Consider the following 20031-nt stretch of genomic DNA (forward strand, 5'->3'; position numbering starts at 1 on the left):
AGTTGATTCTTGTGTAGGTTTTTTACTAAACCCCTCAAAACTGAATAAAGTTGAATGCTCACTCTTGTATATATTCCTTAGAAAGGAGGTGATCCAGCCGCACCTTCCGATACGGCTACCTTGTTACGACTTCACCCCAGTCATCGGTCTTACCTTAGGTAGCGCCCTCCTTGCGGTTAGGCAACCAACTTCGGGTACTCCCAACTCCCGTGGTGTGACGGGCGGTGTGTACAAGGCCCGGGAACGTATTCACCGCGGCGTGCTGATCCGCGATTACTAGCGATTCCGACTTCATGTAGGCGAGTTGCAGCCTACAATCCGAACTGAGAATGGTTTTAAGAGATTAGCTAAACATCACTGTCTCGCGACTCGTTGTACCATCCATTGTAGCACGTGTGTAGCCCAGGTCATAAGGGGCATGATGATTTGACGTCATCCCCACCTTCCTCCGGTTTATCACCGGCAGTCTCGTTAGAGTGCCCAACTTAATGATGGCAACTAACAATAGGGGTTGCGCTCGTTGCGGGACTTAACCCAACATCTCACGACACGAGCTGACGACAACCATGCACCACCTGTATCCCGTGTCCCGAAGGAACTTCCTATCTCTAGGAATAGCACGAGTATGTCAAGACCTGGTAAGGTTCTTCGCGTTGCTTCGAATTAAACCACATGCTCCACCGCTTGTGCGGGCCCCCGTCAATTCCTTTGAGTTTCAACCTTGCGGTCGTACTCCCCAGGCGGAGTGCTTATTGCGTTAGCTGCGATACAGAGAACTTATAGCTCCCTACATCTAGCACTCATCGTTTACGGCGTGGACTACCAGGGTATCTAATCCTGTTTGCTCCCCACGCTTTCGAGCCTCAGTGTCAGTTACAGGCCAGAGAGCCGCTTTCGCCACCGGTGTTCCTCCATATATCTACGCATTTCACCGCTACACATGGAATTCCACTCTCCTCTCCTGCACTCAAGTCTACCAGTTTCCAATGCATACAATGGTTGAGCCACTGCCTTTTACACCAGACTTAATAAACCACCTGCGCTCGCTTTACGCCCAATAAATCCGGACAACGCTCGGGACCTACGTATTACCGCGGCTGCTGGCACGTAGTTAGCCGTCCCTTTCTGGTTAGATACCGTCACACGAGGAGCTTTCCACTCTCCTCGTCGTTCTTCTCTAACAACAGAGTTTTACGATCCGAAAACCTTCTTCACTCACGCGGCGTTGCTCGGTCAGACTTTCGTCCATTGCCGAAGATTCCCTACTGCTGCCTCCCGTAGGAGTTTGGGCCGTGTCTCAGTCCCAATGTGGCCGATCACCCTCTCAGGTCGGCTATGTATCATCGCCTTGGTGAGCCTTTACCTCACCAACTAGCTAATACAACGCGGGATCATCTTTGAGTGATGCAATTGCATCTTTCAAACTTAAAACTTATGTTTAAAGCTATTATGCGGTATTAGCATTCGTTTCCAAATGTTGTCCCCCGCTCAAAGGCAGATTCCCCACGCGTTACTCACCCGTTCGCTGCTCATCCAATCGGTACAAGTACCAATCTTCAGCGCTCAACTTGCATGTATTAGGCACGCCGCCAGCGTTCGTCCTGAGCCAGGATCAAACTCTCAAATAAAGTATTTAAGTCACCGAAGTGACTGGCTTGTCTTTCATTATTGATTGACAGATTTTTGATGTATTTCTACATCACATGAGTCATTCTTCTTTATTCAGTTTTCAATGGTCTAGCTCGCTTCAAGACCCTCGTCTCTCGCGACAACTATTATATTCTATCAAACCTAACTCCCCTTGTCAAGAATAAACTGTGACTTTTCCCCCTTTTTTCCTCCCTCGTTCGCTTTTTACGAACATTCTGGTAGCGCTTTATCCCATGGTGTCACTCGTTGTATCCTCAAAAAAATAAGTCAAAATTGACTTATTTTTTAATGAATCCATACACTCATCAACATCACCATCCCTAACCCTACTACAGCAATAATTGTTTCTAAGACCGTCCACGTTTTGAGCGTTTGTTTTACATCAAGATCGAAATATTCTTTAAACATCCAAAAACCCGCATCATTGACATGCGATGCTGCAATGGATCCCGCCCCAATAGCAAGGACCATCAATGCAGCAGTATTTGGGGAGGCGGAAGCAAGCATCGGTTGAACTAAACCTGCGGCAGTAAGAGCTGCAACCGTTGCAGAACCTAAAGCCACACGTAAAATAACAGTGATTATCCACGCAAGAAGCAATGGCGATAAGGGTGAATCTTTGAAAATTTCTGCGATCTGACCAGAAATACCCCCGTCTATTAGAATTTGTTTTAATGCTGCACCTCCTCCTATTACTAGAAGAAGCATAGCGATAGATTTTACAGATTCGACAAGAGTATTCATGATTTCAGTATTTTTTTTGCGTTGCATCCACCCCATTGTCACGAGAGCAAAAAGTAATGAGAGAATCATTGCAGAGACCGGATTTCCCAAAAACATCATGATATTTTCGAGTAAGCTGGATGGATAAGTGGTTGTTGTGACTACTTTCCCTGCTTTTATAACATTCGTTGTAGTAGCAACAATTGGCTTTCCGTCGTTTGCGACAATTGAGTGTACCGTACTGATTGCCATTAAAATTACTGGCATCAGTGCAGTTAAAATAGAAATCCCAAAACTAGGTGTATCTTTAAGCTCCCACTCTTTAATTTCCCCGAAAGCAGAAAGTTTCTTTTTAACAACAAACGCCTCAGGGACCCATTTGCGAGCGATTTTTGTAAAGACAGGTCCTGCAATAATCACAGTGGGTATAGCTGCAATAATCCCATAGATAAGAACAGTCCCAGGATTAGCTCCTAATACACCTGCGATTGCAATAGGAGCGGGATGAGGAGGAAGAAAACCATGTGTTACCGATAGACCAGCAGCCATTGGAACCCCTAAATAAATTAGGGGAACTGAAGCCTCAAGTGCTACGGCAAAAACAATAGGAATCAGAAGTACCATGCCTACTTCAAAGAAGAGTGCAATCCCGATAATAAAACTAGCAACCATGATAGCCCACTGGATTCTCTTTTTCCCAAAACGATTAATTAACGTTTTCGCTATACGGTAGGCCCCTCCTGCATCAGCAATAAGTCGTCCAAGCATCGCACCAAAACCAAATACAATCGCAAGCTCACCGAGAGAACCTCCAATCCCGTTTTGAATGGAAACAGGAATTTGTCCTAAAGGCATTCCCAAGCCTAAACCGACAAGGACTGAAACAATAATCAGTGACACAAAAGTGTTGAGTTTGAATTTTATTATAAGTAATAAGAGGATAAGGACTCCGATAAAAAGAACAAGTAAATCAAGCATTAGTTTTTCCTTTCAGGAACGACTGGAAGCACAAAATCATTTATGTTTACGCTTTCAGCACGTGCTATTTTTTTACTCAATGCTAAAGAACTGAATGTTATAGTGGTTCTCGCATTGAGTAATAAAAAATAAGTTTAGTAAAGTCTATATTCTTTGGCTCTCAGGAACGTTTTAATCTTCAAAACGCCTTTGAAAGTTAGAAATGTTTTGATATTCGGCGGTAAGAGCACGAGATAATCGAATAAATATAGGTGCAAGTTCACGATAAATCTCAAAGTGTTCCACTTGTGGTTCATAGGAACGATTTGTTCCCACCATCTCTTCAATCACTTCTAAATTATCTACTATTCCTAAGGCTTTTTCAGCCATAATCACAGCTCCTAGGCACCCTGCTTCACGGCTTTCAGGAACATTTATTGGTTGTTCAAAAATATCTGCCAGGATTTGTGTCCATAGTTCAGAGCTCGTGAAACCTCCCGTTGCTTGAATCATATTCAAGTTTCCCACTACTTCAATCAAACTCAGGGCTACCATATAAAGGTTAAAGACCACGCCTTCTAAAACACTACGTGTCATCTGACTTCGGTTATGGCCATAATTGAGTCCAAAGAAGGAACCTCTTGCATTAGCATCCCATAAAGGAGCACGCTCTCCACCGAGATAAGGATGAAAAAGAAGGCCATCAGCTCCCGGAGCTACTTTTGAAGCTAGAGCTGTAATTTCATCATAGCTTAACTTGCCATCGAAGATTTGGTCACGCGCCCAACGAAATACATCTCCCCCCGAGTTGACTGGCCCCCCAACGACCCAATGTTCTCGGTCTAAAGCATATGTAAAAGTTCTTCCTTTTTCATCAGTTTTTGGTTGATCTGTTACTACACGAATCGCTCCTGAGGTCCCAATGGTGATGGCAGCGACACCAGGTTTAATAGCATTGACTCCCAAATTTGAGAGTGGCCCATCTGCAGCACCCCACACAAATTTTGTATCTTCTTGAATACCCATTTTTTTTGCAAACTCATGGGGCATCCCTTGTTCAATCGTATAAGGTTCTACTACTTCTGGAAGTTGGGCTTTTGTAAGTTGAGTTAGTGCTAATGCTTTTTCTTCCCAGTCAAGTTTAAAAATATTGAATAAACCTGTTCCTGTGACAGTTGAAAGATCAATTTTATTGGTGGCAAAGAGGCGATAAAAGATATAGCCCTTCAAGTCTAAATAGTGTGCCGCACGCTGATAAATATTATTTTTCTCTTCCCTTAACCAAATCAGTTTAGACAGTGGGGCCATGGGGTGAAGCGGAGTCCCTGTGCGTTTATAAATTTCAAATCCTTCGGCACTATTTTTTATTTGCTCTGTATACTTCACTGCTCGAGTATCAGCCCATGTGATGACACGAGTTAGAGGCTGCCAATTTTCATCAAAAGCAATCAAGGAATGCATTTGAGTGCTAAATGAGACCGCCAAAAGTTCATCTTCCTCTGCTAGATTAAAGGAAACTTCTCGAATTGTGACGAGGACAGCTTCAAAAATATCTTCAAGTGCCTCCTCAGCCATGCCACTGGCATCACGATAGAGCGGATACGCTTGACTACTACTTGCTACAATTTTTCCATTTTTTTCAAATAATACGGCTTTTGTGGCGGTAGTACCAAGGTCTACGCCAATGAGATATTCCATAATTGCTCCCTTTCTTCAATAATATTATAGCAGTTTCATCTCTAGTAAGCACTGACCAGCCCGTCAGTAACTATTTATGAGCCAAATCATGTCCACCAAAGCCATTACGCAAAGCTGCCACGACTTTTCCCGTCATCGTATCACTTTGTAATGAACGGTTCCGCATCATCAAGGATAGGGCGATGATTGGTGCTGGTACTTCTAAATCAAGACTTTCTTCCACGGTCCATTTTCCTTCTCCTGAAGCCTGTACCTGCCCTAAAATTTCGTCTAATTTAGGATCTTTGGCAAATTGTTCTTCTGCCAGTTCCATCAGCCAACTGCGTATCACTGAGCCATTATTCCAAAGTTTGGCTACGGCCTCGTAATCATAATCATAAGGAGAAGCTTCTAAAATTTCAAAACCTTCGGCAATAGCTTGCATCATCCCATATTCTATTCCATTATGGATCATTTTAAGATAGTGTCCACTACCAAGTGGCCCCGTATAAAGATAACCATTTTTTTGAGCCAATGCTTCAAAAAGAGGCTCGATTTTTGGCCAAGTTTCCTTGTCTCCTCCAATCATAAAGTTTCCACCATGCCGTGCACCAGACATCCCACCAGAAGTTCCAACATCAAAAAATTTTATCCCTTTTTCTGCTAAGCGTTTATTTTGCTCCAAATTATCTTTATAGTTTGAATTTCCCCCGTCGATCAAAATATCACCAGCAGAGAGCATATTTGAGAGCGTCGCTATTGTTGAATTAGTCGGCGTACCCGCTGGCACCATCACCCAAACTATTCTCTGGCTTCTTTCAAGCTCTGAATTTACTGACAGCTCTGTCAGTAGCTGTTCCAATGTGTCAACCGGTGTAATTTTAGAAGAATAGGCTGCCATTTCTTGACGCGCTGTGCGATTCAGATCATAGGCGACCACTTCTATGTCATGGTCCACAGCATTCTTTACTAAATTTTTCCCCATTTTTCCAAGCCCAATCATCGCAAATTTCATCATTATTCCTCCAATGTTATCGTTTTCATAACTCTTGTTTTAATTATAGGAAATTTATTTTCATTTGTCAATAATATTTTTTGTAAAACTTTTTCTGATTTGTCTAAAAATTCATAATACACTTCGTTTTTGTTAAGAAGACGTCTCTAAATTTTGGCCCCCTTTTATGGTATAATGTAATCAAATTAGAAGGAGGCGTGTTATGGCGCGTACGCTCATTGGCCGTATCAAAAGTTATTATGATAACCTCAGCAAATCTGATCAAGCAATCTCAGATTACCTGATTGCTAATATCGACAGCGCTGCAATGCTCTCGATACAAGATTTTGCTAAAGCGACTCATGTCTCAACAGCAACTATCTCAAGATTCTCAAAAAAAATTGGTTTCAATTCATTCCAAGAACTGAAACTCGCCATCCACGCAACAGATGCTGGTGGAACTGATGAATTTTTTAGTGAACTTTCTCCAACAGATAACTACAAAGAAATCTTAACCAAAAATTTTAACGGTAATATCTCTTCACTTAGCTCAACATTAAATCTTGTGACAGAACATCAGCTCAATCAAACCATGGAGCTCTTACTTAATGCTGAAACGTGTGGTTTTTTCGGCCTAGGGGGATCAAACGCTGTTGCGCTGATTGCTTATCATAAGTTTTTAAGAATGCCTTTGAATACAGTCTACCATCAAGATTTTCACTTTCAACAGATGCAAGCTGCTAAACTCACTTCAAAGGACTGCGCTTTTGTTATTTCGCACACAGGAAAAAATAAAGACACCATGCATCTTTTAGAGATCTTAAAAGAACGTGGAGTGCCGGTGATTGCAATCACCTCTTTTGCAAGTTCTCCACTTGCCAAAGCCGCTGATGTCGCACTGATTTCTATTTCAGAGGAAATTTCATTTCGACCTGAAGCGGTAGCCTCCACAGTTTCACAGATTAGTTTGTTGGACGCTCTTTTTATGATGTATGGCATGCGGATGAAGGATGATTCTAAAAATACCATTTCAAATATTCGTCAGGTTATCCGAGACTCCCGGCTCTCCTAAGCTATTTTTATATCAACTCAGAAAGGATGTGATATTTTGGCATTTTCTAACACTAGACGTCGTTATGCAAGTTTTGATACTGTTTCTTCTATTCCAGGTGAAGTCATTGATGCATTTTGGTACATCATCGACCATCACCTTAAAGGTGTTTTCCCTATGGAAAACGTGATTCATTTTGATTTACTCAATTCCCAAGGGCTTTTATCCATCCGCTTTTCACAGGAAAATAGCCCAACGACACTCTTGATTGATTTCGATTATCCTTTTAATCCCTCTTGGCCAAGGGAGTTCCGTGCAGTAGACAACATGGGACGAGAAACCATTATGACGGCCCGAGAAATGTAAGAAGGATTTAAATTTACTAAGAAACACTCAAAAAAAGCCAGTGAGTAGCAACTGGCTTTTTTAAAGTTCATAATATACAATCTCAGGCTTTACTCCAAAACGAATCGGTAAAAAGGTCAATCCAATCCCGCAATTTACATAGAGTTTTGTTCGAGCGTTTAAGGGATAAAGACCACTATCAGCACTGCTAGAACCTTTATTGCGCAACCGCCAGTTTCCCAGCCGAATCTGTCCGCCATGGCTATGCCCTGATAAAATCAAATCAAATTGCTCAACCGTCTGCATTTCTAAAACAGTATCAGGTTCATGTAAAGCTAAAATTGAAAAGTCAGCATCAAGAGGTGCCAGTTGAAAATCAGGTTGTCCCTCGCGCCAATCATCAACCCCTGCAATTGCAATTTTCTTTTGATCAACCTCACGTACAATACTCTCATTTTTAAGCACTATAAAACCTGCCTTAGTTAAGAGTTCTTCTACAAATAGAGAAGACTTTTCTTCATCAAAATCATGATTTCCAAGCACCGCAAACTTACCTAAAGGAGCTGTGAGCGCTGATAACATGGTCAGTAAGTTCTCCCAGTTTTTGTGACGAGCCCAAGTGACCTTATCAAACAAATCACCCGAGAAAATAATCATATCTGGTTGTCGCTTAGCGATATCTTCTGCAAATTTTTTAAAACGCCGAGCACTGGTATGCCAGGTAAAATGTGTATCCGTAAAATGAGCAATGGTCAACTTTTGTTGCTCAGCTATCTTGATGTGACGCACCTGCATTAAATGCGGCTCCACAAAAACACCATAACCCAGTAACATCAGACCTAACGCTCCGATTATCAATCCAATCATTTGTCCATTCTACCATATTTTATGCCACAAAAAAATAGTAACTCTCAAAAAGTACTCTGACCGCCCTGTCAGCTGCACCTTTTTTACTGATTTTTACTGACGATAACGTCAGTAAAAGCTAACAAAAAAGACTGCTTTTGCAGTCTTTTTTAAATGTATTAGTTTTCGTCAGAAGCTACGAATGGAAGCAAAGCCATTACGCGCGCGCGTTTGATAGCTGTAACCACTTTACGTTGGTTTTTAGCTGAAGTACCAGTCACGCGACGTGGCAAGATTTTTCCACGTTCTGAGATAAAACGTTTCAAAAGTTCAGTATCTTTGTAGTCAACGACTTCGATTTTGTTAGCAGCGATGAAGTCAACTTTTTTACGGCGTTTGAAGCCGCCACGACGTTGTTGTGCCATTTTATTTCTCCTTATATTATTTTTTAAGATGTCCTGTTAAAGACTAGAATGGAAGATCATCATCCGAAATTTCCATTGGTGAGCCACCAAATGGATCAGCATCACGTCCGAAATTCGGAGTAGCGGTATTATTATTCGTTTGTGGTCGAGAATTAGTTGTAGATTGGCTTGGTGCAGAATATGAACCAGTAGAAGTTCCACCGCCCATACCTTCACGAGCCGAACGACTTTCCAACATTTGGAAACTATCAGCCACAACTTCCGTCACATAAACCCGTTGGCCTTGTTGATTTTCATAATTGCGCGTTTGGATACGACCAGTTACTCCGATCAATGCTCCTTTTTTAGCCCAATTTGCTAAATTTTCAGCTTGTTGGCGCCAGATCACACAGTTAATAAAATCAGCCTCACGTTCGCCATTTGCGTTCTTAAATTGACGATTAACCGCCAATGAGAAAGTAGCAACAGCTTGATTTTGTGGGGTATAACGAAGTTCAGGATCGCGTGTAATGCGTCCCACTAATACTACATTGTTAATCATGATGAACTTCTCCTATAAAGCTAATTAAGCTTCAACTTTAACGATCATATGACGAAGAATGTCAAGATTGATCTTAGCAAGACGGTCAAATTCGCTCAACGCTTCTGAAGTTGTTTCAGCTTCAAAAGTTGCGATGTGGTAGAGACCTTCGCGGAAATCATTGATTTCGTAAGCAAGTTTGCGTTTTTCCCAGTCTTTAGACTCAAGATTTACAGCACCGTTGTCAGTCAAGATAGTATCGAAACGTTCAACGAGGGCAGCTTTTGCTTCTTCATCAATGTTTGGACGAATAATATAAAGAATTTCGTATTTAGTCATTGATTTTTCCTCCTTTTGGACTAATGACGCAGGTTGAGGCCCGCGTAAGTTGTGAGTTTTTCCCACAGAAAGCTATTATAGCAAAACTTCGATCATTTTGCAAGCAAATTTTTACTGACAGAGTGGTCAGTAACATTTAATGCGTCATGCTGATTGTCGGACTTTCATTCAGCTTTTTTTAGTCTAACTTTTCATTCAAAAATACCGCTCCATAGGATCGGTAAACTTCTTTATCTTAACCCAACAAAGCTTTGAGGCCTGCATAAATCAGCAATATCACACCCAATACAATCCGGTATTTACCAAAGAAAGTGAAATCATGTTTTTTCACATAATCCATCAAGAACTTAATAGCAACCATCGAAACACCAAAGGCTACCACACAGGCAACCAATAAAACGCCAAATTGCTCGAAGGTAAGAACATTTCCTCCCTTGATGAAGCCGACAATTTTTACAAAGCTGGCACCAAACATGACAGGAATACCTAAAAAGAAAGTAAATTCGGCAGCCACTGCTCGACTGACCCCAATTAATAAAGCCCCTACAATCGTAGCACCAGAACGGGAAGTTCCTGGTAAAAGAGAAAGCACTTGAAAAAGACCAATGTACAAGGCAAATTTATAAGGTAACCGATCAATATTAACGACTGAGAACTGATGGTTCGGCACCCAGCGTCGCTCAATCACGATAAACGCCACCCCATAAATAATCAGCATGAACGCCACGGGGACAAAGTGGTAAAAATGTGCATCAAGCCAGTCATTCAAAGGCAAGCCAATGATGGCTGCTGGTAACGCAGCAATTAAAACTTTCAACCACAAACGCCAAGTCAACTGTATCTCACGTGGTGTTTTTTGTTTATCTTTCGGATTAAGTTGATTAAAAGGATTAAGTTTATGAAAGTATAAAACTACAACAGACAAAATTGCTCCGAGTTGAATCACCACATCAAACATTTCCTTGAAAGCTGCAGATTGATTCAATCGAATGAACTCGTCTGCAATTATTAAATGTCCCGTCGATGAAATAGGTAACCATTCTGTAATCCCTTCAATAATCCCTAAAATTATTGCACGAATAAAATCCATATTTTGCTCCTAGAATTGCTCAGTGAAACACTGAATATTTTGCTGTTCAAATTTTTCTTGAACAGACTTACTTCATAAGTATACCATAAAAAAAGGCGAACAAAACCTAAGAAGGGCAAGTGCTTACAAAGCTTTCATCTTCTTATTCTTGACAACCTCTATAAAATACGCTAAAATTACACGTAACACATCGATAGAGGTCGCAACCGATAAGAATCTATGCCGAGTTGGAGCACAACAAAGACACATAGAAAGAGGAGAGGTTGCCGAAGAGGTTTTGTTGCTCAGCAAAATCTTTGGGCTAGTGAGGAATACTCACTAGACTGTCGCACATGGTCACTGACCATAGCGGGGGGCTATTCGTTCAGAAAATTTCAAAATTTTTTCGTACGTTTAGCAATCTACTAGAAGATTGCTTTTTTTGTTTTTATCTAAAAAGTGAGCTGAACTTAACAGGAGCAACTCAGAAGATAATAAACACCTCGATGTAGAATAAATTTTATTAGGGAGAGAATTTTGGAAAATTCTTCAAACAATGAGTCGCACGTACAACGCGGCTTAAAATCACGACACGTTTCAATGATTGCCCTAGGCGGGACAATCGGAACAGGCTTATTTTTGACTTCTGGAGATGTCATTCATACCGCTGGACCTTTCGGCGCCCTTACAGCTTACATCCTTATCGGAGCCATGGTTTACTTTTTGATGACTTCACTAGGAGAAATGGCAACTTACCTTCCTACATCAGGTTCTTTTTCTGATTATGGAACGCGCTATGTGGATCCCGCTTTTGGTTTTGCTCTAGGGTGGAACTATTGGCTTAATTGGGCGATTACTGTTGCAGTAGACCTCACCGCCGTAGCTCTTTGTATGAAATTCTGGTTACCTGACGTTCCAAGTTGGATTTTCTCTCTTATCGCTTTAGTAGTTGTCTTTTCTATTAACGCTTTGTCGGTAAAAACTTTCGGTGAGACGGAGTACTGGCTGTCAGCAATCAAAATCACGGTAGTTGTACTCTTCTTGATTATTGGTTTCTTATCAATTTTTAATATTATGGGCGGCCATATTGACGTTGCCAAAAATCTTTCCGTAGGAAATCATGGTTTTGTCGGAGGTTTAGGAAGCTTTACGACTGGTGGAGGGATTCTTGGCGTCTTGCTAGTAGCTGGGTTCTCTTTCCAAGGTACTGAGTTGCTCGGAATCACAGCTGGTGAAGCCGAAAATCCCGAAAAATCAATTCCTAAAGCCATGAATTCTATCTTCTGGCGTATCCTTGTTTTTTATATCTTGTCTATTTTTGTCATGGCAGCTATTATACCTTTTACTGACCCACATTTAGTCGGAGGAGACTCTGCTGCCCAAAGCCCCTTCACCATTGTTTTTGAACGGGTGGGACTTTCTATCGCTGCCAGTGTAATGAATGCGGTTGTTTTAACCTCTGTAGTATCGGCAGCCAACTCTGGGATGTATGCTTCTACACGGATGCTTTACTCCCTTGCAAAAGATGGAGGGGCTCCAAAAATCTTTTCCAAAACTTCTAAAAACGGAATTCCCTTTATCGCTTTGTTGGCTACGACGGCTGTGGCTCTATTGACTTTCTTAACTTCTATTTATGGTGTGAGCTTCTTTACTTTCCTCGTATCTGCCTCAGGGTTAACAGGTTTCATCGCTTGGATCGGTATTGCAATCAGTCATTTCCGTTTCCGGCGCGCTTATGTTGCTCAAGGAAAAGATACGAAAGCCCTCCCTTACCACGCTAAATTGTTCCCATTTGGCCCTCTCTTAGCTTTATTGATGACTATTTTAGTCACGCTTGGGCAAGACCCGATGTTACTCTTTGGTTCAACATGGGTTCAAGGAGTTGTCATGTATGCAGCGATTCCTCTATTCTTTATCTTATACTTTGGCTATAAAATTAAAAATAAAACAAAACTCATTCCACTAAAAGAAGTTGATTTGAGTCGCCACAAAGATTAAAAAAATAAAAAGACCACTCAAACGAGTGGTCTTTTTATTTCGATATTTTCGTTAAATCGCGCTTAAATTTCTTCTCAGAATAAACTTCAAGTGCACCTGTCGACGTCCGCACCAGATATTCTCCAAGATGTCCAAAAGCGGGAATTCGGAATTGATTAACTATTAGCAGAATACTTTCAGGATAGGCATTGCCCATTTTATTGAGGGAAATGTAAAGTCCCGTCCACTCAAGGCTTTCAACTTCTTGAGCAAATTCTCCCTGCTGCGCAGGACCTGTCTTTCCCATCCCTTGCTTTTGTAGCTGTTGCTTTTCTTTAAGGGTGAGTGCAAATTGTCCACTCCAAGAAAGTTGCTTTTTTTGAAAAGCTTCCAAGACCCAGGTTTCCTTTGACGGTTGAGTTAAACTGATTTGCCAATAATCAATCTCCGTGTTACCAAGTTTTGCTTTCATCGCCTTCTCCTCTCTGATGTCACAAAATCCTATCACGCAATAGCCACCAACAGGGTTAAATTATAAAAGTAGAGAAGCCGCTAAGAAAATACAAAACCCTAAAAAATCTTTTCACTTTTTGAAAAATTATTAGCCAATTGGCTTACTGCTTCAGCAGCCCTCTTTTACTAGAAAGCACCGAAGAAAAAGCGTTTTCTTTAACGTTATTATAGCACTAAAAAATAAAAACACAATCCTAAAATTGCATTTTTATTGCTGTTATAACAAATATTAATCATTAATTTCAATGACTTTCTCACCAAAAAGTGATTTTGCAAGATCTAGCCCTTCGTCCTTTGAAGGTTGTTCCTCCTCTAAGGGTTCTGTCTTTTCGGATTTGAGGTTTGCGACATATTCTGCCCGGACTTCTTGCCATTCTTGCTCAGCGAGGGCAATGATTTCAGGAGAAAAACCAACGATAGAACTTAAGAGCTTTCCACAAAAGAGTTGCAAATCAGTATTTTCACTTACCCGTTTAGCTAAGTTTTCATGCGGGAAGGTCACAACTACAAAATGATCAGATGCTGCCACAGGAGCGGTGTTATTAAGTAAGGCTCGCTCTGCCGGTTTACTGATAGAAGCAACAAGCTCTGGCCAGGCTGCAAGTACAGCTTTACGCGCCTCATTCGTTGCTTCTGCTAAGGCTTTATAGATCAAATCTCTATTAGGTCCTGATTTTTTAGGAACAGTTGAAGGCGTCGGACGATCAGGTGATGAAGGCATTGAAGAAGGTAGGTTACCTTCTCCTAAGCGCGCTTTAAGCTGGTTAATTTCCACTTTCAACTCAGCCACTTCTAGACTCAATTGAGAAGATTCGACAGCATTTTCCGTCGCAGCTGTTTTTTCTGCCAAACGCATGGTCATCACATCTGCAGCAATTTTTGCTTGAGTTGTTTCTTTGATTGTTTTTAAACTTTCAATCGCAATGTCAATCCAGCTAAAAATCTGCTGACGTGACACAGAAAGTGTGGATTGATCCGCCAAAAGCAAATCCCTAAAATAAGCGAGCAAGTCCTCGGTAAACCGAAGCATATTTTTTCCTTCAGAAAAGCTCTTGGATAGTTCCTCCAATGCAGCTGTTTCATCATTTTCTGAGAGAGCTTGAACATAGTTGACTAAAGCTTCTTCTGCAATAGATCCTGTCACTAGTAAAGCGTCTTGCTCCTCAAGTTTACCTGCTGAAAAAGAGAGGGCTTGGTCCAAAAGAGAGAGGGCATCGCGCATCCCACCTTCGGCAGACTTTGCTAATACTTCAAGTGCTTTGGGTTCAAATTCAACTTGTTCGTCTGCCAAAATTTTTGCTAAATAATCACGAATCGCCGCAGTGGTAATCGACTTAAAGGCAAAGCGTTGCACCCGCGAAATGATGGTGGCAGGTATTTTTTGTAACTCTGTGGTTGCAAGAACAAAGACAACATTTTCTGTCGGTTCTTCCAAGGTCTTTAACAAAGCGTTAAAGGCTCCAGTAGACAACATATGTACCTCGTCGATAATGTAAACCTTATAAGTTGCCTGACTGGCGGCATAAGTAGACTTATCCCGTATTTCCCGTATTTCATCTACTCCATTATTTGAAGCAGCATCTAATTCAATTACATCATCAAGGGTCCCTTTTGTGATCGCCTCACAAATAAAACAGTTATTACAAGGTTCTCCATCCACTTGATTTGGACAATTGATTGCTTTGGCAAAGATTTTTGCCGCAGAAGTCTTACCCGTTCCACGGGGTCCACTAAAGAGATAGGCGTGCGAAATCTGATGATTAATGATTGCATTCTTCAGTGTAGTCGCAACAACTTCCTGTCCGACCATCTCATCAAACCTTTGACTTCTATATTTTCGATAAAGTGCTTGGTATGCCATATTTTCCTTCTATTTTGGGTGGTATGCTTAAATCTTTTTTAACTCAAAAGAGCTGACAGCTCGGTCAGCAAAATTTTTTATTAATACATATCTTGAGCGATGGTATAATTTAAATCTTTCAATATTTCAGTTGAAGCATCGCGAGACTGAATCAAAAGATCAATATCCTGTGATTGATAATTTTTCAGGGCTGTTCGTAAGGCAAACATTCTTGCACGATCAATGGTTTGCGTATCCGTGTCAGCAGCACTGAAAAAGATTTTACGCGCTTTTTCGTCAAAAAGTGTCCAAGCGATGGCCAAATCACAAGCAGGATCACCACTGACCGCTTGATCAGTAGCTTTTACACCAGTAAGCTTCCCATCTGTCACACTAAGATTTTCTGGCCAAAAGCGCCCCAAGACCCAGACTGGTTTTTTCTGCCATTTTGTTTTGGCCGCTCGTGTGAATTGTTCTTGAAGAAGTTCTGCTGGAACAATTTTTTGATACTGGGTGAGGAGTTCTGTAAATTCCGCTTCAAAGAAAATCAAATCTTGTCCTGCAAAAGCATTCTCAAAGCTTGGGGCTGGGGCTGTCTCAAGTGGTAAGCGATGAAGCTGATATAAAAAATTGCCAAGTTCACGTGCAAACTCACGCGGTTCTCCAAGATTAGCAGGTGTGACCTTTGCTCCACCCTGACTTCCAAACTTATCAGCAATAAATTTTTCAACTACTTTACTCATTTTTCTCTCCTTAGCCTCTTCAAATTTACATCCTTTTCACAGTCTTTTGAACTATTTTATCAACCAACAGGGAAAAATTCAAAATCTGTACATTCACATAAAATACGACTGAATTCTTCAAGATATTTTTGATCTATCGCATCATAAGCACCAATTTCTGAGCTATCTAAGTCCAAAACACCCATTAAATGTCCATTTTTAACAAGAGGAACCACGATTTCAGACATGGCTCGTCCATCACACGAAATATAATTTTTATGGGTTTTGACATTATCAACAATTACCGTCTCGCGATTTTCTGCTGCTTCACCACACACCCCTTTTCCTAATTCAATCTCAACGCAGGAGACTGAGCCTTGAAAGGGACCTAAAATCAACTTTTCACCATTGTAGAGGTAAAAGCCCGTGTAAACCTGTTTTGGCAAAAAGTTCCAGAGCAAACTGCTCGCATTGGCCAAGTTAGAAATTGTATAATTTTGCTCGCTCAATAGTCCCTTGAGTTGCAAATTAAGCATTTCGTAACCTTCTATTTTTTCTTCTTTATTCATTATATTCACTTCTTTTCTTCGTTAGCTTCGTGCCTTTTCTAGATAAAAACTCTGGCAACAGTAAACCAATTATAACATTTTTCTTTTATTTTTTTGATAGATTTTTTAAAAGTGGTCATTAAAAAAACTGGTGAATGCCTCGGCAGTCGTCTGACAAATTTTTTGAGTCTAAACCTGGAGTTAGAGCTACCTACAACTCAAGTATTTTGTTATAATAAAACACATGAATTTAGAAGAACTTCGAAACCAAATCGACCAAGTTGATCAAGATATTATCCAACTCCTAGAAAAAAGAATGACGATTGTCCAAAAAATCAGTGAAGTAAAAGAGGCTCAGGGTCATAATATTCTTGACTCCACTCGTGAACAGGAAGTTTTAAATCGGGCTCAACAGGCCATTAAAACTCCCGCTTATCAGGAAACGATTTTACAAACCTACCAAGATATTATGAAAAACTCTCGCGAATACCAGAGTAAAGCTCGCCTTAAATAAAAAGTTACTGACCGATTGGTCAGTAACTTTTTATAAGTTGAATTCATCAGTCAAACTATCTTTCAACATCATATATTCTAACTGAGGCAGATCGAGTAAAACCACCTTACTAGAAGCCAGTAGGTTGTTTTCCTTTAACGTATAGAGGAAACTTTTAATCTCTGTTGTGCCCAGATACAAACACTCTAGAAAGATAATATGATAAGGAGCCGACATCTGTTCAAGAGAAGCATCAATATCCTCTTGCGTGAGTGCCACATCAATATCTACACGACCTACTACTGTTAAGTCTTCATCCTCTGCCTTTAGTTCTGCCGCTAAGTCTTTAAAAATGCCGGTCGCCATTTTTGAACCCCCAGAGACAGCATCTTGCATTTCAGCATAAGCCCCACGGTCAATCATGGCTACAGTTGCAATTTCACCTGGTTCTAACGTTTTTAATGATTCTTTTAGCTCATTTAAATCCATTCTTATTTTTGCAAATCAAACCCTTCGGTCATAAAAGCGTCGATTCGGCTTCCTTTCTTCTTTTTCTCTTCTCCCTTAAGTTTACACTGCCAGAGCTTTTTTTTCAAAGAATCTGGCTTTTTTTGACGACATTTCTCTCAAGAGCGTATAATTTCACAATATATTTCTGCTTTGTTATAATGAAATTAGAAGAAAATGAAAGGATAAGTCCTATGAAATTTAAATTTAAAGGAATTGCTTCTTATGAAGAACCTGTTAACAATTATGTGGGAGCCGTTAAGAACCTTTCGGCAGTAAAAGAATTTGGTAGTTTCCAAGAAGCTATTGATTATGTCGCTGATCAAAAAGGCTTTTTAATGTCTGAAGATGGTAAGTCAGCTTTTAACGTCTTGACGATTAGTGAGATCGAGTAAAAAAGAAAGTTAAAAAAGCACAAACAGGCTACTCCTGTTTGTGCTTTTTAATTTTATATTAGTAGAGTTCTAAGTAATTATCGATTTCCCACTGCGATACAAATTGTGCATAGCTTGCCCATTCGATACGTTTTGCTTCAACAAAATTAACCAAAACATGTTCGCCTAGCGCTTCTGTGACAATCTCATCTTCGCGCAAGGCCTTTACCGCATTGTGCAATGTTGAAGGTAAATCAGTAATGCCGTGTGCTTTACGTTCTTCTTCTGTCATCACATAAATATTTGACTCAATAGCTTCTGGCGCTTCCATTTTATTCTCAACACCGTCAAGACCAGCTGCTAATAGAACAGCCAAGGCAAGGTATGGATTTGCTGTTGGGTCAACCGCACGAAGTTCAACGCGAGTTGACAAACCACGTGAAGCAGGTACGCGAATCAAAGGTGATCGGTTACGTCCAGCCCAAGCGACATAAACGGGTGCTTCATAACCAGGAACCAAACGTTTATATGAGTTAACAGTTGGGTTTGTAATGGCTGTAAAGTTATAAGCATGTTTCAAGAGACCGGCAATAAAGCTATGGGCAACATCTGAAAGTCCCATATCACCTGTTGGATCCGCAAAGGCATTGGCACCATCTTCTGTAAATAAAGACATGTTACAGTGCATCCCAGAACCGTTGATTCCGTGAACGGGTTTTGCCATAAACGTTGCATGTAAACCATGTTTACGCGCAATTGTTTTAACAACAAGTTTAAAAATTTGAATATTATCACATGCCTTCAAAGCATTAGTATATTTAAAATCAATTTCATGTTGTCCGATTGCTACTTCGTGGTGAGAAGCTTCCACTTCAAAACCAAGGTCTGTCAACACGTTGACGATTTCACGTCTTGTGTTTCCAGCAAGGTCGGTTGGTGCAAGGTCAAAATAACCACCTTTATCATTCACTTCAAGTGTAGGTTCATCATTTTCGTTAAGTTTGAAAAGGAAGAACTCAGGCTCAGGTCCAAGATTAAAGTTTTTAAAGCCTAATTTTTCCATTGCTTTCAAATTACGTTTCAAAACACCACGTGGGTCACCTGCAAATGGTTCTCCTTCAGCAGTGTAAACATCACAAATTACACCGGCAACCTTGCCATATTCATCCCCCCAAGGAAATACTATCCAAGTGTCAAGATCTGGATAAAGGTACATATCTGATTCATTGATGCGCACAAAGCCTTCGATCGATGAACCATCAAACATCATTTTATTTTCAAACAATTTGTCCAATTGCTCATCTGTCGCTGGAACTTCTACATTTTTGAGCGTTCCCAAGATATCAGTAAACATCAAGCGTAAAAATTTGATGTCTTTTTCTTTAACGTCACGACGAATGTCTGCTGCTGTGATTACCATTAGTGTGTTCTCCTATGGGGTGAAGTCGGATCTCCCAAGCTTCCTGTAAAGCTTGAAGACCTTCTCGTTTTGCAATGCCCTGTAAAGAAAGTTGACGCAGTTGTTACCCTCCTTTACATGCGGGGCTGGGTAAAATGAGTCGGATCAGGCGTACCAAATCGCCCTTGTTGGGCAAATTCGCGTTCAAGTGCATGGTGAACTTCGCTAATTGAGAGCGTTTGACCTTTTTTCGCATCTCTCTTGGCATAGATTTCTTTAATATCTGCAATATTATTGCCTTCATGCAATAAATCTGCGATATCAAAGAGAGCATCAATGTCATTAAGTGAGTACATCCGACGATTACCGTCGTTGCGCTCTGGAAAAATCAATTCTTGCTCTTCATAATATCGAATCTGCCGTGCACTTAAATCAGTGAGTTTCATGACAGTCCCAATCGGAAGAACTGCCATAGAGCGTCTTAATTCACGTTCTTTCACTAAGTATCGCCTCCATGTTTTTCATTATAGACCTTGTTTTGCACAATGTCAAGGGTTAATGTGAGATTATCTCACATCAGCATCATTTATACAGAATTTTCATTCTTTTTTAGCCAAAATTTTCTGACAGCCTTTACTGACCAAGCGGTAAGTTTCTTCAAAATCTCCAGTATACCAAGGATCAGGTACATCTTCTTCGAGCAACATTTTAATTTTATATTGCAAGTCAGCTGGAGCCATTTTTTTCAAATCTTGAACGTTAGAGTGATCCATCGCAATAATCTGGTCAAATGCTGAAAAATCTTCCAAACTTATCTTTTGACTTGTTTTTTTCTTATCAAATGGAATCTTTTCTTGCTTTAAGAGAAGTTGCGTGCCGGAATGGATCGGATTACCATGTTCCCAAGAGGAAGTGGCACGACTTTCGATATGATACTTTGTTTGAAGGCCTGCTTTTGTTAGTTCATTTTTCATAACAAACTCTGCCATTGGACTTCGACAAATATTTCCCAGACAGACAAAAACAATTTTTTCCATACACTCTCCTTTGTTCTTCTTATTC

21 protein-coding genes, 1 rRNA gene and 1 riboswitch are annotated in these 20031 nt (G+C 40.6%); of the genes, 5 read left to right on the forward strand and 17 right to left on the reverse strand.

All coding sequences use genetic code 11. The features are described 5' to 3' along the window. Nucleotides 1–81: 81 nt before the first annotated feature. The 4 genes from JW886_RS00600 to gnd all read right to left on the reverse strand — a co-directional run bounded on the left by JW886_RS00600 (nt 82) and on the right by gnd (nt 6022). Nucleotides 82–1628: ribosomal RNA gene (locus tag JW886_RS00600) — 16S ribosomal RNA — on the reverse strand. A 307-nt stretch (nt 1629–1935) separates the two neighbouring features. Next, nucleotides 1936–3351 (reverse strand): gluconate:H+ symporter, encoded by a 1416-nt coding sequence (locus tag JW886_RS00605; protein ID WP_205872048.1) that lies wholly within the window; start codon nt 3349–3351, stop codon nt 1936–1938. Between the two features lie 171 nt (nt 3352–3522). Then, entirely contained in the window at nt 3523–5028 is a 1506-nt protein-coding gene (gntK, locus tag JW886_RS00610; RefSeq protein WP_205872049.1) for a gluconokinase, read from the reverse strand. A 70-nt stretch (nt 5029–5098) separates the two neighbouring features. After that, nucleotides 5099–6022 carry a phosphogluconate dehydrogenase (NAD(+)-dependent, decarboxylating) gene (gene gnd / locus JW886_RS00615; protein ID WP_205872466.1) on the reverse strand — a complete coding sequence of 308 codons (924 nt, stop codon included), beginning with the start codon at nt 6020–6022 and terminating at the stop codon, nt 5099–5101. A gap of 202 nt (nt 6023–6224) precedes the next feature. Here gnd and JW886_RS00620 point away from each other — a divergent pair, with 202 nt between their 5' ends. Then, on the forward strand, nt 6225–7073 hold the full coding sequence (locus tag JW886_RS00620) for a MurR/RpiR family transcriptional regulator (RefSeq protein WP_075525974.1): 849 nt from the start codon (nt 6225–6227) through the stop codon (nt 7071–7073). A gap of 36 nt (nt 7074–7109) precedes the next feature. Further along, nucleotides 7110–7418, forward strand: a complete 309-nt coding sequence (locus JW886_RS00625; RefSeq protein WP_075525975.1) for a DUF960 domain-containing protein — start codon at nt 7110–7112, stop codon at nt 7416–7418. A 60-nt stretch (nt 7419–7478) separates the two neighbouring features. Here the strand turns inward: JW886_RS00625 and JW886_RS00630 are convergent, their stop codons facing one another. From JW886_RS00630 to JW886_RS00650, 5 genes are all read right to left on the reverse strand, one after another. Continuing rightward, nucleotides 7479–8264: a metallophosphoesterase gene (locus JW886_RS00630; protein WP_205872050.1), complete on the reverse strand. Its 786-nt coding sequence runs from the start codon at nt 8262–8264 to the stop codon at nt 7479–7481. Nucleotides 8265–8422: 158 nt separating this feature from the next. Continuing rightward, on the reverse strand, nt 8423–8668 hold the full coding sequence (rpsR, locus tag JW886_RS00635; RefSeq protein WP_075525977.1) for a 30S ribosomal protein S18: 246 nt from the start codon (nt 8666–8668) through the stop codon (nt 8423–8425). Between the two features lie 43 nt (nt 8669–8711). Then, on the reverse strand, nt 8712–9209 hold the full coding sequence (locus JW886_RS00640; protein WP_075525978.1) for a single-stranded DNA-binding protein: 498 nt from the start codon (nt 9207–9209) through the stop codon (nt 8712–8714). 24 nt (nt 9210–9233) lie between these two features. Beyond that, nucleotides 9234–9527 carry a 30S ribosomal protein S6 gene (gene rpsF / locus JW886_RS00645; protein WP_075525979.1) on the reverse strand — a complete coding sequence of 98 codons (294 nt, stop codon included), beginning with the start codon at nt 9525–9527 and terminating at the stop codon, nt 9234–9236. Nucleotides 9528–9762: 235 nt separating this feature from the next. After that, complete coding sequence (locus tag JW886_RS00650) at nt 9763–10617, reverse strand: undecaprenyl-diphosphate phosphatase (RefSeq protein ID WP_075525980.1); 855 nt, start codon at nt 10615–10617, stop codon at nt 9763–9765. A gap of 186 nt (nt 10618–10803) precedes the next feature. Further along, nucleotides 10804–10984: riboswitch (Lysine riboswitch) on the forward strand. Nucleotides 10985–11133: 149 nt separating this feature from the next. Between JW886_RS00650 and JW886_RS00655 the strand changes: the two genes are divergently transcribed. Beyond that, complete coding sequence (locus JW886_RS00655) at nt 11134–12594, forward strand: amino acid permease (RefSeq protein WP_200407745.1); 1461 nt, start codon at nt 11134–11136, stop codon at nt 12592–12594. Between the two features lie 34 nt (nt 12595–12628). On the opposite strand, the gene JW886_RS00660 is transcribed toward JW886_RS00655, so the two are convergent. The 4 genes from JW886_RS00660 to JW886_RS00675 form a co-directional block, all read right to left on the reverse strand. Next, entirely contained in the window at nt 12629–13045 is a 417-nt protein-coding gene (locus JW886_RS00660; RefSeq protein ID WP_205872051.1) for a hypothetical protein, read from the reverse strand. Nucleotides 13046–13315: 270 nt separating this feature from the next. Then, on the reverse strand, nt 13316–14947 hold the full coding sequence (gene dnaX / locus JW886_RS00665) for a DNA polymerase III subunit gamma/tau (protein ID WP_205872052.1): 1632 nt from the start codon (nt 14945–14947) through the stop codon (nt 13316–13318). An 80-nt stretch (nt 14948–15027) separates the two neighbouring features. After that, on the reverse strand, nt 15028–15669 hold the full coding sequence (locus JW886_RS00670) for a phosphotransferase (RefSeq protein WP_075525984.1): 642 nt from the start codon (nt 15667–15669) through the stop codon (nt 15028–15030). Nucleotides 15670–15728: 59 nt separating this feature from the next. After that, on the reverse strand, nt 15729–16217 hold the full coding sequence (locus JW886_RS00675; protein WP_075525985.1) for a GAF domain-containing protein: 489 nt from the start codon (nt 16215–16217) through the stop codon (nt 15729–15731). A gap of 223 nt (nt 16218–16440) precedes the next feature. Between JW886_RS00675 and JW886_RS00680 the strand changes: the two genes are divergently transcribed. Then, complete coding sequence (locus JW886_RS00680; RefSeq protein WP_200407750.1) at nt 16441–16710, forward strand: chorismate mutase; 270 nt, start codon at nt 16441–16443, stop codon at nt 16708–16710. A gap of 30 nt (nt 16711–16740) precedes the next feature. Here the strand turns inward: JW886_RS00680 and JW886_RS00685 are convergent, their stop codons facing one another. Then, complete coding sequence (locus tag JW886_RS00685) at nt 16741–17178, reverse strand: hypothetical protein (protein WP_075525987.1); 438 nt, start codon at nt 17176–17178, stop codon at nt 16741–16743. Nucleotides 17179–17390: 212 nt separating this feature from the next. On the opposite strand from JW886_RS00685, the gene JW886_RS00690 reads away from it, so the two are divergent. Further along, complete coding sequence (locus JW886_RS00690) at nt 17391–17591, forward strand: hypothetical protein (protein WP_205872053.1); 201 nt, start codon at nt 17391–17393, stop codon at nt 17589–17591. Between the two features lie 58 nt (nt 17592–17649). Here JW886_RS00690 and glnA read toward each other — a convergent pair whose 3' ends face one another. From glnA to JW886_RS00705, 3 genes are all read right to left on the reverse strand, one after another. After that, nucleotides 17650–18990, reverse strand: a complete 1341-nt coding sequence (gene glnA / locus JW886_RS00695; protein WP_200407751.1) for a type I glutamate--ammonia ligase — start codon at nt 18988–18990, stop codon at nt 17650–17652. Between the two features lie 113 nt (nt 18991–19103). Beyond that, on the reverse strand, nt 19104–19469 hold the full coding sequence (locus tag JW886_RS00700; protein WP_200407752.1) for a MerR family transcriptional regulator: 366 nt from the start codon (nt 19467–19469) through the stop codon (nt 19104–19106). A 99-nt stretch (nt 19470–19568) separates the two neighbouring features. Beyond that, nucleotides 19569–20006: a low molecular weight protein-tyrosine-phosphatase gene (locus JW886_RS00705; protein WP_205872054.1), complete on the reverse strand. Its 438-nt coding sequence runs from the start codon at nt 20004–20006 to the stop codon at nt 19569–19571. Between the last annotated feature and the right edge of the window lie 25 nt (nt 20007–20031).

Origin of the sequence: Lactococcus taiwanensis (assembly GCF_017068355.1) — a bacterium.
Lineage (GTDB): Bacteria > Bacillota > Bacilli > Lactobacillales > Streptococcaceae > Lactococcus > Lactococcus taiwanensis.